14 protein-coding genes are annotated in these 12,877 nt (G+C 70.2%); 2 read left to right on the top strand and 12 right to left on the bottom strand.

Annotated features, from left to right (window positions below; genetic code table 11):
• Nucleotides 1-88: 88 nt before the first annotated feature.
• From FHR33_RS41290 to FHR33_RS41315, 6 genes are all read right to left on the bottom strand, one after another.
• Entirely contained in the window at nt 89-847 is a 759-nt protein-coding gene (locus tag FHR33_RS41290) for an ABC transporter permease (RefSeq protein ID WP_183659568.1), read from the bottom strand.
• Nucleotides 844-1,653 carry an ABC transporter ATP-binding protein gene (locus FHR33_RS41295; RefSeq protein WP_183659569.1) on the bottom strand — a complete coding sequence of 270 codons (810 nt, stop codon included), beginning with the start codon at nt 1,651-1,653 and terminating at the stop codon, nt 844-846. Before FHR33_RS41295 ends, FHR33_RS41290 begins: the two co-directional genes overlap by 4 nt.
• Entirely contained in the window at nt 1,654-2,160 is a 507-nt protein-coding gene (locus FHR33_RS49395) for a hypothetical protein (protein ID WP_221241450.1), read from the bottom strand. It lies immediately after the preceding gene.
• Between the two features lie 355 nt (nt 2,161-2,515).
• Nucleotides 2,516-2,938 (bottom strand): SHOCT-like domain-containing protein, encoded by a 423-nt coding sequence (locus FHR33_RS41305; protein ID WP_183659570.1) that lies wholly within the window; start codon nt 2,936-2,938, stop codon nt 2,516-2,518.
• Between the two features lie 11 nt (nt 2,939-2,949).
• Nucleotides 2,950-3,207: a hypothetical protein gene (locus FHR33_RS41310; RefSeq protein WP_221241451.1), complete on the bottom strand. Its 258-nt coding sequence runs from the start codon at nt 3,205-3,207 to the stop codon at nt 2,950-2,952.
• Nucleotides 3,207-3,584: a DUF2089 domain-containing protein gene (locus FHR33_RS41315; protein ID WP_221241452.1), complete on the bottom strand. Its 378-nt coding sequence runs from the start codon at nt 3,582-3,584 to the stop codon at nt 3,207-3,209. The genes FHR33_RS41310 and FHR33_RS41315 overlap by 1 nt, the downstream gene beginning before the upstream one ends.
• 328 nt (nt 3,585-3,912) lie before the next feature.
• On the opposite strand from FHR33_RS41315, the gene FHR33_RS41320 reads away from it, so the two are divergent.
• Nucleotides 3,913-4,797 (top strand): TIGR03619 family F420-dependent LLM class oxidoreductase, encoded by an 885-nt coding sequence (locus FHR33_RS41320; protein ID WP_183659572.1) that lies wholly within the window; start codon nt 3,913-3,915, stop codon nt 4,795-4,797.
• Nucleotides 4,798-5,033: 236 nt separating this feature from the next.
• Here the strand turns inward: FHR33_RS41320 and FHR33_RS41325 are convergent, their stop codons facing one another.
• Genes FHR33_RS41325 through murQ form a run of 3 tightly spaced genes read right to left on the bottom strand, consistent with a single transcriptional unit; the run spans nt 5,034 to nt 8,933 of the window.
• Nucleotides 5,034-6,944: a S9 family peptidase gene (locus FHR33_RS41325; protein ID WP_183659573.1), complete on the bottom strand. Its 1,911-nt coding sequence runs from the start codon at nt 6,942-6,944 to the stop codon at nt 5,034-5,036.
• Complete coding sequence (locus FHR33_RS41330) at nt 6,941-8,041, bottom strand: serine hydrolase domain-containing protein (RefSeq protein WP_183659574.1); 1,101 nt, start codon at nt 8,039-8,041, stop codon at nt 6,941-6,943. The genes FHR33_RS41325 and FHR33_RS41330 overlap by 4 nt, the downstream gene beginning before the upstream one ends.
• The gene (gene murQ / locus FHR33_RS41335) at nt 8,031-8,933 is read right to left on the bottom strand and encodes an N-acetylmuramic acid 6-phosphate etherase (RefSeq protein WP_183659575.1); all 903 of its coding nucleotides are present in this window, start codon (nt 8,931-8,933) and stop codon (nt 8,031-8,033) included. Before murQ ends, FHR33_RS41330 begins: the two co-directional genes overlap by 11 nt.
• A 48-nt stretch (nt 8,934-8,981) precedes the next feature.
• Between murQ and FHR33_RS41340 the strand changes: the two genes are divergently transcribed.
• The gene (locus FHR33_RS41340) at nt 8,982-10,061 is read left to right on the top strand and encodes an exo-beta-N-acetylmuramidase NamZ family protein (protein ID WP_183659576.1); all 1,080 of its coding nucleotides are present in this window, start codon (nt 8,982-8,984) and stop codon (nt 10,059-10,061) included.
• A 2-nt stretch (nt 10,062-10,063) separates the two neighbouring features.
• Here FHR33_RS41340 and FHR33_RS41345 read toward each other — a convergent pair whose 3' ends face one another.
• The 3 genes from FHR33_RS41345 to FHR33_RS41355 are packed head-to-tail and all read right to left on the bottom strand — an operon-like array spanning nt 10,064 to nt 12,875.
• The gene (locus FHR33_RS41345; protein WP_183659577.1) at nt 10,064-10,897 is read right to left on the bottom strand and encodes a GNAT family N-acetyltransferase; all 834 of its coding nucleotides are present in this window, start codon (nt 10,895-10,897) and stop codon (nt 10,064-10,066) included.
• Nucleotides 10,894-11,892, bottom strand: coding sequence for an ABC transporter ATP-binding protein (locus FHR33_RS41350; RefSeq protein WP_183659578.1), 999 nt, complete (start codon nt 11,890-11,892; stop codon nt 10,894-10,896). The genes FHR33_RS41345 and FHR33_RS41350 overlap by 4 nt, the downstream gene beginning before the upstream one ends.
• Nucleotides 11,889-12,875, bottom strand: a complete 987-nt coding sequence (locus tag FHR33_RS41355) for an ABC transporter ATP-binding protein (protein ID WP_312895977.1) — start codon at nt 12,873-12,875, stop codon at nt 11,889-11,891. The genes FHR33_RS41350 and FHR33_RS41355 overlap by 4 nt, the downstream gene beginning before the upstream one ends.
• Nucleotides 12,876-12,877: the final 2 nt, after the last annotated feature.

Below are 12,877 nucleotides of genomic sequence, written 5' to 3' on the forward strand. Positions count from 1 at the left end.
GTGCGGTGTCCACGAACCTTCGCCGGGTCGGTGTGGGTCGTCAACCTCGGCGCTCGCCAAACCCCGAGCCGGTGCACGTTGATGGACACTAGGCGATCTTGCGGCGGTAGGTGTTCATGGCGAAGACGTACGCGACGACGAGGAGGCCGACACACCAGCCGAGGGCGATCCAGATGTCGGTGCCGACCGGCTGCTGGGTGAACAGGTCGCGGATGGCGTTGACGATGGACGTGACCGGCTGGTTCTCGGCGAAGACGCGTACAGGGCCTGGCATGGTGTCGGTGGGCACGAATGCCGAGCTGATGAACGGCAGGAAGATGAGCGGGTAGGAGAACGCGCTCGCGCCGTCCGGGGTCTTGGCGGTGAGACCGGGGATCACGGCCAGCCACGTCAGCGCCAGGGTGAACAGGATCAGGATGCCGGCGACCGCGAGCCACGCCGCCACGCCCGCCCCCGAGTGGAAGCCCATGAGCAGGGCGACGAGCACGACCACCACGAGCGAGATCAGATTGGCGACCAGCGAGGTCAGCACGTGCGCCCACAGCACGGACGACCGCGCGATCGGCATGGACTGGAATCGCTCGAAGATGCCGCTCTTCATGTCCAGGAAGAGCCGGAACGCGGTGTAGGCGATGCCCGAGGCGACCGTGATGAGCAGGATGCCGGGCAGCAGGTAGTTCACATACGAAGTCCCCGTCTTGATCGCGCCGCCGAACACGTAGACGAACAGCAGCAGAAACGCGATCGGCATGATCGTGGTCGTGATGATGGTGTCCATGCTGCGCGTGATGTGACGCAGGGATCGTCCCAGCAGGACTGTGGTGTCGCCGAAGAAATGCTTGGTCATCGGTGTTCCTTACTCGTTCGTGCCGACGTCGCGTCCTTGCTGTTGGCGCCGACGAGGGTGAGAAAGACGTCCTCGAGGGTCGGCTGCTTCTCGACGTATTCGACCTGGGCGGGCGGCAGCAGCTGCTTGAGCTCGGCCAGGGTGCCGTGGACGAGGATCCGGCCCTCGTGCAGGATCGCGATCCGGTCGGCGAGCTGCTCGGCCTCGTCCAGGTACTGCGTGGTGAGCAGCACCGTCGTGCCGTTCGTGGCGAGCTCCTTGACGGCCTGCCACACCTCGATGCGCGCTTGGGGGTCGAGCCCGGTCGTGGGCTCGTCGAGGAAGATGACCGGCGGGTCGCCGATGAGACTCATCGCGATGTCGAGGCGGCGGCGCATGCCACCCGAATACGTCGAGACCTTCCGCGCGCCCGCGCCGGTCAGTGAGAAACGGGCGAGCAGGTGATCGGCGATCTTGTCAGGATCCTTGAGATGCCGCAGCCGGGCGACCAGCACGAGGTTCTCCCGCCCGCTGAGGATCTCGTCCACTGCCGCGAACTGTCCCGTCAGGCTGATCGACTCCCGCACCTCCGCCGGGTGCGTGGCGACGTCGAAGCCGTGGACGCTCGCCGTGCCCGCGTCGGCTTTGAGCAGCGTGGACAGGATCTTCACGACCGTGGTCTTGCCGGCCCCGTTCGAGCCGAGCAGGGCGAAGATGCTGCCCCGCGCCACGTCGAAGTCCACGCCGCGCAGCACCTGCAACTCCTTGTACGACTTCTCCAGGCCCTGCACGTGGATCACAGGCCCTCGGATCTTGTTGGCTGTCATTCAGATGTCCGTTCTCTGTTTCGTCACGACTTGTCGCTTGTGGCGTGATCGATGGTGTTCCTGACCCTGCGGGTGGTTCGTGAGAAACGCTTCGGTGAACTCGACCGGGCCTGCCCGGCGACTTCGCGGATCGGGGGTTCCGTTCGTCGCGCTCTGCTCGAACAGAGCGGCGAGATCCTCCAGCGTCGACAGCAGGCTGTCCGCCTTGTCCGGCGGGCCGAGGAACCGCAGGTACCGCCGCAGCGCATCGGTCGCCGTGTGAGAGGTGGTGGGGAAGCCGCTGCTCGCGCGCCTTGCATGGCCGATCGCACCGCTTGTCCTCGATCGGCCCGGCGACCGTCTCCAGGTATCGGCAGTAGCGCTGCTCCGGCTCGCTCGGCCCTGCGGCCATGTCTGCTCACCTCGTTCGCGGAGCTGTTCGAGCCGTTCGGTGAAGCTCCAGGTCCTGCGGAACTCGTCGAGATACTCCCGCCCGCGTGGGTTCAGGGAGTACACCTCGCTACGCATGACCTCTCCTCCCCGGATGGAGCCCGAGGTGGTGGTCGCGGTGAGCGTGCCGTGCGCGGGGTCGACGAGGATGGTGAGCGTGCCGTGCGCGTGGTCAACGAGGATGTCGCCGCCGGCCGAGTTCGCCCGCAGGTCGCCGGTGGCCTCGCCAGTTCGGGGACGTCCGCCGAAGTTCTTGATCGGCCCGCAGGCGCCGATCGTGCGGACACGGAGCCGCTGCCGGTGGGGAGGTCGACCGGGCGGCGCCGCTGAGCGGCTGAAGTTCAGGTTGGCAGTTCAATCGCGCTCTGCTGTAGCGGGCGCGGCCTCGGGGGGTGTTCCAGCACCCTCCCGGGGGTCCGTCCGACTGGACGGCCTACTCGCAGAAGACACGCAGGTGGCCATCGGGCTGCTCGAGCTCCACGACCGTCTCGTCGAGGTGCTCCACGAGCGCCTCGAGGTGTTCGGGCTTGAGCTGCGTGAGGTCGAACGGCACGCCCGACTTGCTCAGCTCGGCGTTGGCCCGGTCCAGTGCCTGCGGCGGGATCAGGGCCGCGAGCTGTACGCCGGCCCGCAGCAGTTGCAGCGGCACCCGCACGTTGAGCCGCCCCGACTCGCCCTCATCGAGGAACTCCATCATCACCCGCAGGTACTTCGCCCTGCCTTTCGGCCGGGCGGCGGGACTGGCCGAAGTCGGCGGCTGGGCTCGTTCGAGCGCGGCGATGAGCTGCTCCGCCTCCTCTGCGGTGATCTTGCCCTCGGCCAGCATGTCGAGGATGTTCTTACGCTCTTCGTTCATCGGAACCTCTCCTATCGGATGGCTACGAGTACGGCCGTACGGCTGAACTCGAGGTCGACCCGGGTGCCGGGCAACGCGGAGACGATGCGCCAGCCGGTGCCGAGTGCCCGCACCACATCGATGCGGAACACGTGGCAGGCCACGGCCGCTCCCAGGACGGCCAGGACCACGAACGGTGAGAACACGAGCACCACGGGGAGCAGCGGGACCCAGATCCGGATGGGGCGACGGTCGGGGCGTTTGACCCGTACGGTCAGCAACTGCGGCATCACGTGCGCCCCTCCAGTTCGGACAAGGCCTGCTGTGCGGTGATCTCGCCGCGGCGCAACCGATCGATGACGTCGGCCCGCGACGGCGCCGGATCGGTCTCGACGAAGTCGAGCATCTGCGTGATCCGCTTCAGCCGCGATTTGATCGTCGGGTAGCTCACCCCGAAGATCCGCTCCATCTCCTTGATGGAGCCGTGGCAGCGTACGAACGCCGTGACGAAGACCTGATCCTCGACGTTGAGCTGAGCCAGTTGCGGTAGCTCGAACTCACCCTCGATCGCGACGCCGCTGCCAGTCAGACGCACCCGCTCGACGACGAACGGCTGACCCCGGGTCAGGTTCGTGAGTTCCTGCCAGTCCATCGCCTGATCTCTCATATCTCAAGTTATACCCGTCCTACTCTTAACTTTCAATAAGACGATCTTGATTTTTTTAAGTCAGCACTTCCACTGTGAACGAGAAGTCGCGTGAGCGAGCTGACGGAAGCGGTGTCGCAGGCCGGGAACTCCCACTGCGGAGCGGAGGTGCCGTCGTCGGACGTCCACCGCAGTGGTTCCTGTGCCTCGGCACTCCCGCATCACCGCCTTCCACCGCGGCGGCCTCTCCTCGGCGAAGCATCTCGCTGCGCCCTGTCCCGCCCGTCCGCCCGTCCGCCCGTCCGCGGGACCGGAGGGCGGTGGGGAGGGTGTTCTAGGGTGGCGGTCTATGAGGATCGGATTTGCCGCCCCCGTGTCCGGGCCCTGGGCCACTCGCGACAACCTGCGCAGGATCGCCACGCGCGCCGAGGAGCTGGGGTACCACGAGCTCTGGACCTTCCAGCGTCTTCTCTACCCGGAGAACCATCCGATGGGGCCGACCTATCGCAGCGTGCACGATCCCCTCGTCACCCTGGCCTATCTGGCCGGCGTCACCGAGAGCATCAGGCTCGGCGTGGCCGTGGTGAACATCTTCGAACCGCCCGTGCTGGTGGCCAAGCAGGTCGCGACTCTGCAGGAGGTCTCGGGTGGGCGGGTGACGTTCGGGCTGGGGCTCGGATGGTTGCCCGAGGAGTTCGAGGCGATGGGGGTCGACTTCGCCAAGCGCGGCCGGAGGGGCGAGGAGTTCGTCGAGGTGCTGCGCGCGTGCTGGGGTGAGGAGGTCGTCCGGCATGAGGGGGAGTTCTACCGGGTCCCTGCCTCGCATCTGGACCCCAAGCCGTCGCCGGTGCCGCCGCTGCTGCTGGGCGGTGGAGCCGAGGTGGCGCTCAGGAGGGCGGGACGGCTGGGCGACGGCTGGGTGAGCGCCAGCAGGGAGGATCTCTCTGGCATCGCCGAGAAAATCTACACCGTAAAGGCGGCGGCCAGTGAGGCGGGACGCGATCCCGAGGCGTTGAGGTTCGTGTGCAGAGGCGTCACCAGGGTGAGTGAGGCCAACGATGGGCCGCCGCTGAGCGGGCCGTACGAGAAGATCAGGCAGGATGTGGCGGCGCTGGCCGAGCAGGGGGTGACGGAGGTGTTCCACGATCTGAACTTCGACCCCGCGATCGTGACCGCCGATCCCGACGAGGCCATGCGCAGGGCTGAGGAGGCGCTCGAAGCGCTGGCTCCCTGACGCCGTGGCGAGCGCCGCGATTCGCGGGCGTTCATGAGCGGGCGTTCATGAGCGGGCGTTCATGAGCGGGCGTTCATGAGAGGCCCGCGAGGCTCCGGCATGGCCGCCACGTCCGGACGCGCCTCGCGCACCATGGTCATGGGTGGCCATCGCAGGCCGCGTGGAGTGCGTGCTCGCCGGCGCAGGCGAGCATGCGTTCACTGGGGTGGCGCCCGTCCCGGACGGGCGCCGAGGGGTTACGTCGTGGGGAGGTGGCGGTTCCACCAGTCGAGGATGGCCTCGAAGCGGGCCACCCGGTGGCTGGGCAGGCCTGAGCGGGACATCTCGTGTCCCTCACCGGGGAACAGCAGCAGCTCCGTCTCGACCCCTCGCAGCTTCAGCGCGACGAAGAGCCGCTGGGCCTGCTCCACAGGGCAGCGCCAGTCGTTCTCCGAGTGGATGATCAGGAACGGCATCTCGATCCGGTGCGCGTGGCTGAGCGGGCTCAGGTCGCGCCAGCGCTCGGGGTCGGGGCCGTAGAGGTCGTGGGCGAAGGACCAGCCGATGTCGCTGGAGCCGTGGAAGCTGTCGATCGCGTTGACGGCCCGCTCGCTGATCGCCGCCTTGAACCGGTCGCCGTGATGGGCGGCCAGCCAGGTGGTCATGTAGCCGCCGTGCGAGCCGCCCAGGACGCCCACGCGGTCGGCGTCCAGGCCGCCGCTGGCCAGGGCGGCGTCGAGGAGGGCGAGCAGGTCGATGGCCGAGACGTTGCCGACGTCGCCGATGACGGCGGCGCCGTGGGCCTGGCCGTACCCGGAGGAGCCACGCGGGTTGCCCATGACGACGGCGTATCCGGCGGCGGCGTAGACCTGGGCCTCGTCGAACAGGTGCCAGCCGTACTGGGTGAAGGGGCCGCCGTGGATCATCAGCAGCGTGGGGTGCGGGCCCTCGCCCGTGGGGCGGACCACCCAGCCGTGGACGGGGTGGCCGTCGGGGGCGGTGGTGGTGATCTCCTCCAGGGGGAGGGGGGTGAGGGCGGAGAAGGCGGTGGGGGCGCTCTCCTTGCCGTCGCGCAGCACGACGAGCTCGCCTGGGCTGTTCTGGTCGGCGACGGTGGCCACGGTGGTGCCCCCGGCGTGGGCGGGCGCGAAGACCTCGCGCCGGCCCGCGATGAGGACCGTGGGCTCGTCCCCGTCGTACGGCACGAGCAGCAGGTCGGAGGCCCCGCGGTTCTCCGAGGGGAACAGCACGCCGTCCGCCGTGGGGACGATGGTGCCTTTGCCGGCCAGATGGTACGGCTCGGCGGCGGTGAGCCGGCGGGGGGCGGCGGAGCCGTCGGCGGGCACGGAGAAGACGCCGCGGTGCCTGGCGATCAGGGTGCGGCCTTCCGGTCCTGGCTGGGCGGCGACGAAGCAGATGGTCTCGCCGTCGGGGGTGAAGCGGGGCAGGCCGACCGAGAGGGTGGTGTCGGTGACCCTGTGCAGGCCGGTGCCGTCAGGCGCGCACGTCCACACGTCGGAGTAGTGGTCGAACCCGCGGCTGTCGTGGCGGGCCGCGGCGAAGGTCAGCCGCGCGCCGTCGGGGCTCCACGCGGGCTCGTCGTGGTCGTAGTCTCCCTCGGTCACCTGGACGGCGGGCGAGGGGGAGGTGCGGGAGGCGAACGGGTCGACGACGAAGACGTGGGACCTGCGGTCGGTGTAGAAGCCGAGGTTGTCCAGGCGGTACTTCAGCCCGGTGATGCGGCGGGGGCGCTCCTTTTCCGGCTTGGTGTCGCCGTACCTGCCCTCCTCGGGCACGCGGGCGACGAAGGCGAGCTGCCGCGAGTCGGGGCTCCACGTGGGCTTGCCCGCGCCGAGGGGCTGGTCGGTGACGCGCCAAGGCTCGCCGCCCGCGGTGGGCATGACGTGCAGCTGAGGCTTGCCGCCGTTCTCCGCGCGGGTGAAGGCGAGCCACCTGCCGTCGGGGGAGTAGGCGGGCTCGGCGTCGCGGCGGCCGCCGGTGAGCTGGCGGGGCTCGCCCGAGCCGTCGGTGGGGACCAGCCAGAGCTCGCCGCGGTACTCGTCGGCGTCGAGGTCGGGCCGGGTCACGGCGACGACCGCCTGCGTGCCCTCGGGGGACACGCTCGGGGTGCCGAGAGTGTGCAAAAGGGAAATATCGCGGGGTTTCATGGCCGAAACACTATCTGTAGCGCCTCGGCGGCGACGGCATGGCGAAGTTCTCTGATGCCCGGACGTCCGCGGACCGGGTGGACGGCGTTGGTCAGCAGGACGACGGTCAGCCGGCGGGCGCGGTCGACGAGCAGGGAGGTGCCGGTGAAGCCGGAGTGCCCGAAGGCGTCGGTGAGCGGGCCGACGACGGCGGGGTCGCCGATGCGGACGCCGAGGCCGTGGCGGAAGGGCGCGTTCTTGACGTCGTGGTCGCGGGTCATCTCGTCGGTGAGGGGCAGGTGGCCGAGGCGGAGGGCCTCGCCGTAGCGGAGCACGTCGTCGGCGGTGGAGAAGACGCCCGCGTGGCCGGCGACGCCGCCGAGGGAGTGGGCGGTCTCGTCGTGCACCTCGCCGATGGCCCTGTGGCACTCGGTCTTGGCGATGCGGGAGACGTCCGCGGGCGCGTGTCCCTGCCCTGTGGAAGCCAGGGGGTCTCGGGAAGGGCCCGCGTCTCCCGAAGGGGGCAGCGGGGAGGTGTCCTCCCGGAACGGGAGGCGGCGGTAGGCGGTGTCGGTGAGGCCGAGCGGTTCCGTCACGCGGGCGCGGACCAGTTCGTCCAGTGGCGCCGCTCCCGCGATCTCCGCGATCCGTCCCACCGTCACCATGCCGACGTCGGTGTACAGGTAGGGACCGCCGACGGGCGAGGTGATCGGGGTGGCGAGGATGGTGTCCATACGCGCTGCGGGCGACACGTGGTCCACCCGGTGGGTCGGCTGCAGGCCGGCCGTGTGGGTGAGCAGGTGGCGCAGGGTGATGTGCGGGCGGTCGGCGTAGAAGGCGGGCAGCCAGGTGGCCACCGGCGCGTCCAGGTCGAGCCTGCCCTCGGCCACCAGTGACAGGATCACCGAGGTGGTGAACAGCTTGCTGATGGAGGCCAGGTCGAAGACGGAGTCGCGGCGGGCGGGTGGGCGCACGGGCGCGAGCGTCCCGTCGGGGTCGGTGTAGCGGACCAGCTCGCCTGCGGCCTCGGCGGCCACGACCTCGCCGTCCACGGCGATCACCGCGACGGCGGCGGGCACGATCGTGGGGACGGTGGCGGACAGGACGTCAGCGAGCATGCCGTACCTCGCCGAGCCGGGAGCCGTGCGACTCCAGCAGGGTTCGCGCCCCGTCGGCGTCGACGCCGTGCTCGATCATCACCACCGCGATCTTCGCCTGGCCGTCCGCCGCCTCCAGCGTCTCGCGGGCGGTCTCGGCGGAGACGCCGGTGATGTCGCTGACCATGCGGGCGGCGCGCCCTGCGAGCTTCGCGTTCATCGCCGACATCTCGATCATGTTGTTCCCGTAGGTGCGGCCCAGCCTGATCATCGAGATCGTGGAGATCATGTTCAGCACCAGCTTCTGCGCGGTGCCCGCCTTGAGCCTGGTCGAGCCGGTCACCACCTCGGGCCCGACGACCACCTCGATGGCGTGGCCCGCCGCTGCCGACAGCGGTGTCCTGTGGTTGCACGACAGCGCCACGGTCAGCGCGCCCCGCCTGCCGGCCTCGGCGAGCGCGCCCAGCACGAAGGGCGCCCTGCCGCTGGCCGAGATGCCCACGACGGAGTCGAGCGCGCCGACGCCGCGCTCGGCGAGGGCCTCCTCGCCCGCGGAGGTGTCGTCCTCCGCGCCCTCCACCGACCTGGTCAGCGCGGGCAGTCCGCCGGCGATCACGCCCTGCACGAGGGAGGGGTCGGTGCCGAAGGTGGGCGGGCACTCCGAGGCGTCGAGGACGGCCAGGCGGCCCGAGGTGCCCGCGCCGACGTAGAGCAGCCGTCCTCCCGCCGCCATGCGGGCCGAGATCGCGTCGATCGCCGCGGTGATGGCGGGCAGGACGGCGCCGACCGCGGTGGGAACCGTGGCGTCGGCCTGGTTCATCAACTGGGCGATCTCCGAGGTCGGCAGCCGGTCGATCTGGCTGTAGCGCGGATCGCTCTGCTCCGTGGACAGCTCGGGGAGTGGATCAATCATGACGCTAATTTCCACCTTTGGCATCTCGTATGCAAATAAGCTTCAGCTATGTCTTACGTACGCACCGGAGCCGAACGGCTGGCCGCGGATCCCGGTCTGGTCAAGGGCGGCAGAATCGGCCTGATCACCAATCAGACGGGAGTCCTGAGAGACCTGACCCCCACGCCCATGGCGCTGCGGAACCTCGCCGCGCTCTTCAGCCCCGAGCACGGCGTGCGCGGCACCGTCCAGGACGGCGCCAGCGAGGGCTCGGGCGAGAGCTTCGGCCTGCCCGTCCACGACACCTACCTCAAGGAGGGCGCCGAGCTCGACGGGCTGGTGGCCGCCTCGGGGGTGGACACGCTGGTGTTCGACCTGTTCGACGTGGGAGCCAGGTTCTACACCTACGTCTGGACGATGAAGGACCTGATGGGGTCGGCCAAGCGGCTCGGCCTGCCCTTCGTCGTTCTGGACAGGCCCAACCCGATCGGCGGGACGGTCGCCGAGGGGCCGCTGCTCGACCCGGCCTTCGCCAGCTTCGTGGGCGGGGCGCCGATCCCCAACAGGCATGGGCTGACGGTGGGCGAGCTGGCGCTCTCCCTCGACCCCGGCGTCGAGGTGATCAGGGCGGAGGGATGGCGCAGGGATCTGCCGTTCGCCGCGACCGGGCTGCCGTGGGTGATGCCCTCGGTCAACATGCCCACGCTCGACACGGCGCTCGTCTATCCGGGCACAGGTTTGTTCGAGGGCACCAACCTGTCGGAGGGGCGCGGCACCACCAGGCCGTTCGAGCTGGTCGGAGCGCCCTATCTGGACGACAGGTTCGCCCCCTCGCTCAACGCCCTCGACCTGCCAGGGGTGCGCTTCCGCGACCTGTGGTTCATGCCGATGTTCAGCAAGCACGCGGGCACGGCCGTCCGGGGGGTGCAGTTGCACGTCACCGACGCGCGGACGTTCAGGCCCGTGCTGACGGCGGTGTCGATGATGTATCTGGCCCGTACGCAGCATCCCGAGGAGTTCGCGACCACCCCGTTCCTCGACAAGCTCTGGGGCTCCGACACGCTCGCACGCTGCCTGGAGGCCGGAGGGGACCCGCGCGAACTGTGCCCGGAGCCCGCCACCCCCGAGGGCGGGCTCCTGTACGCGTGACCTCAACGCAGATCGCGCCGGTAGAGCCAGAAGACCCGCTCGGCTCGCGCGCCCACGGCGCGCGAGTAGAAGCGGAGCGGGCCCACCCAGCCGATCTGCGCCTCGGACAGCCCCGCGGCGTGCTGCTCGGCCAGGCAGCGGCGCAGCAGCACGCCGCCGAGGCCGAGCCCGCGCGCCGCGGGCGAGGTGCCCATCGGGCCGAACCAGCCGGGCCTGGCGCCCCAGGCGGCGAACGCGACGATCTGGCCGTCGAGCCTGGCGTAGTGCAGTCCTGTGGCGGTGCTCGCCTCCCATGCCCAGCGCTCGTTCCACTCCTTCTCGACGAAGGCGGCGACCTCCCTGCGGTCCTGGTCGCCGGCCTTGTGGAGCGTGACGCCCTGCCGTACGGGCGGCTCCTCGGCGGGGGGCGGCAGCGGGGCCGTCATGTTCCACGCGACGTGGTAGCGCTCGTATCCCGCGCTCTCGGCCAGGCATGCGGCGGCGGTGTATCGCACGTCGATGCCCGGCCACGCGTAGGCGGGCGGGTTGCCCGCGAAGCGCGCCTGCGTCGCCCCCTCGGCACGCAGCCACTCCTCCGCGGCGCGCAGCAGCTCGCGTCCGCGCCCCTTGCCCTGATGGGCGGGGTGTACGGCCAGCAGGTCGATGTGCCCGACCGTGGGATCGCGCTCGGCCAGCGAGGCCATGACGAAGCCGCCCTCGGTGGCCAGCGCCGTCCACCGCCGGGTCTGCGGCGGCGCGGCCAGCCGTGCGACCAGCGCGGGGGCCTCGTCCGCGTCGAGGGTGAGGGCCGCTCTGGCGATCTCGCCCAGCGCGGGCAGCTGGGCCGCGGTGATCACACGCGCCCCAGGTGGGTGGCGACGACGTCGCGCGACTTGGGATGGAAGCAGGCGTGCTCCTGCGGGACGCCCTCGGTCAGCCCGAGCACGGGACGGCCCGTCTCGCACTCCTCGGTCCTGAACGGGCAGCGCCTGGCGAACAGGCAGCCGGCGTCCTCGTGGCCGGCGTCCAGCGCCTCGGTCGGCACCACAGGCTCGGGTCCCGGCTCCTCCAGGCCGTGCAGCACGGGGATGGCCGACAGCAGCGACTGGGTGTAGGGGTGCACGGGGTCGGAGATGATCGTGTCGACCGAGCCGCGCTCGATGACCTGGCCGCGGTAGATGACGTACAGCTCGCCGTCGTCGCCGATGTAGCGCGCGGTGGCCACGTCGTGGGTGATGAACAGCACGCTCACGCCGAGGCGTTCGCGCAGGTCCTTCAGCAGCGCCAGGATGCCGAGCCGGAGCGAGACGTCGATCATGGAGGTGGCCTCGTCGGCGACGAGCATCTCGGGGTCGACCGTGAGGGCGCGGGCGATGACCACCCGCTGGCGCATGCCGCCGGACAGCTGGTGCGGGTAGCGGCCGATCACGCTGGCGGGGTCGAGGCCGACCAGGCCGAGGACCTCGTGCGCGCGCTCGTCGATCCACGACTTGGGCCTGCGCGTCTGCTTGGCGCGCAGCTCCAGCGGGGCCCGCAGCGTCTGGTGGATGGTGCGGGTGGGGTTCAGGGCCGAGTAGGGGTCCTGGTGGATCATCTGGACCTTGCGGAAGAGCCGGTCCTTCGGCGAGGTCACGCTGACGCCGTCGATGGTGATCTCGCCGGTGTCGTAGGTCTCCAGGCCGGCGATGATCCTGCCGAGCGTGGTCTTGCCGCACCCCGACTCGCCGATGAAGGAGGCGGCCCCGCCCTTGGGGATCTGGAAGTCCACCCCGCGCAGCGCCTGCACCGTACGGCCCGCCAGCACGCTTCCGCGCTGCTTGAAGGTCTTGGTGATGCCCTTGCCGCTGATCATGCGTGCTCCTTCACCTTGACCGCGTGGCAGGCGATGATCCGGTCTCCGTGGGGGATGGCCTCGGGGTCGACGGTGTCGCACACGTCCATGCGCAGCGAGCAGCGCTCCCTGAACACGCACCCCTCCTTCGGCACGGTGGTCAGCGTCGGCGGCCTTCCCGGCAGCGCCTGCGCCTGGTTGATGTCACCCGTCAGGCGCGGGATGGCCCTGATCAGGCCGCGCGTGTAGGGGTGCTGCGGGTCGGCGAGGACCTCGCGGGTGGGGCCCTGCTCGACGATGCGGCCGCCGTACATGACCGCGAGGCGGTCGGCGACCTCGGCGACCACGCCGATGTCATGGGTGATGATCATGGTGGTCAGCCCGCGCTCGGCGTGCACCTCGCGGATGATCCGCAGGATCGTCGCCTGGGTGATCATGTCGAGCGCGGTCGTCGGCTCGTCGAGGACGACCAGGTGGGCGTTGAGCACCAGCGCCAGCATGATGCCGACGCGCTGGCGCATGCCGCCAGACAGCTCGTGCTGATGGGAGTCGAGCACCCGCGCGCCGTCCAGGCCCATGCGGCCCAGCAGCTCCTTGGCCTCCCTCACCAGTCCGCGCAGGTCCTCGACGCCGTGCGAGCGGCCCAGGTCGAGCAGCTGCTTGCCGACGGTCTTGAGCGGGTTGAGCGAGTTCTGGGCGGCCTGGAAGACGTAGCCGATGTGGGCGCCCCTGGCCTTGCGCAGCTGCTCGCCCTGGAAGGACACCACGTTGCCGAGGTCGTCGATCTCGACGCTGCCGGCGCTGATGCGTCCGGGCGGTTGCACCGCGTTGAGCAGCGAGAAGGCCAGCGTGGACTTGCCCGAGCCCGACTCGCCGACGATGCCGGTGATCGTGCCCGCCGCCAGCTCCATGCTGACATCCCGTACGGCGGGCAGCTCGCCCGCCGGGGTCTTGTAGACGACCGTGAGGCCGTCGATGCGCACTCCCGGCGCTTGTTTCGCCACTT

The sequence above is a fragment of the Nonomuraea dietziae genome (assembly GCF_014195505.1).
GTDB classification, from domain to species: Bacteria; Actinomycetota; Actinomycetes; order Streptosporangiales; family Streptosporangiaceae; genus Nonomuraea; species Nonomuraea roseola.

Excerpts from the sequence above, each read along its gene's own strand:
- FHR33_RS41295 (WP_183659569.1), bottom strand. The coding sequence starts at position 1,653 with ATGACAGCCAACAAGATCCGAGGGCCTGTGATCCACGTGCAGGGCCTG.
- FHR33_RS41330 (WP_183659574.1), bottom strand. The coding sequence starts at position 8,041 with ATGCTCGCTGACGTCCTGTCCGCCACCGTCCCCACGATCGTGCCCGCC.
- FHR33_RS41325 (WP_183659573.1), bottom strand. The coding sequence starts at position 6,944 with ATGAAACCCCGCGATATTTCCCTTTTGCACACTCTCGGCACCCCGAGC.
- FHR33_RS41290 (WP_183659568.1), bottom strand. The coding sequence starts at position 847 with ATGACCAAGCATTTCTTCGGCGACACCACAGTCCTGCTGGGACGATCC.
- murQ (WP_183659575.1), bottom strand. The coding sequence starts at position 8,933 with ATGATTGATCCACTCCCCGAGCTGTCCACGGAGCAGAGCGATCCGCGC.
- FHR33_RS41350 (WP_183659578.1), bottom strand. The coding sequence starts at position 11,892 with ATGATCAGCGGCAAGGGCATCACCAAGACCTTCAAGCAGCGCGGAAGC.
- FHR33_RS41320 (WP_183659572.1), top strand. The coding sequence starts at position 3,913 with ATGAGGATCGGATTTGCCGCCCCCGTGTCCGGGCCCTGGGCCACTCGC.
- FHR33_RS41310 (WP_221241451.1), bottom strand. The coding sequence starts at position 3,207 with ATGCCGCAGTTGCTGACCGTACGGGTCAAACGCCCCGACCGTCGCCCC.
- FHR33_RS41305 (WP_183659570.1), bottom strand. The coding sequence starts at position 2,938 with ATGAACGAAGAGCGTAAGAACATCCTCGACATGCTGGCCGAGGGCAAG.
- FHR33_RS41340 (WP_183659576.1), top strand. The coding sequence starts at position 8,982 with ATGTCTTACGTACGCACCGGAGCCGAACGGCTGGCCGCGGATCCCGGT.
- FHR33_RS41315 (WP_221241452.1), bottom strand. The coding sequence starts at position 3,584 with ATGAGAGATCAGGCGATGGACTGGCAGGAACTCACGAACCTGACCCGG.
- FHR33_RS49395 (WP_221241450.1), bottom strand. The coding sequence starts at position 2,160 with ATGCGTAGCGAGGTGTACTCCCTGAACCCACGCGGGCGGGAGTATCTC.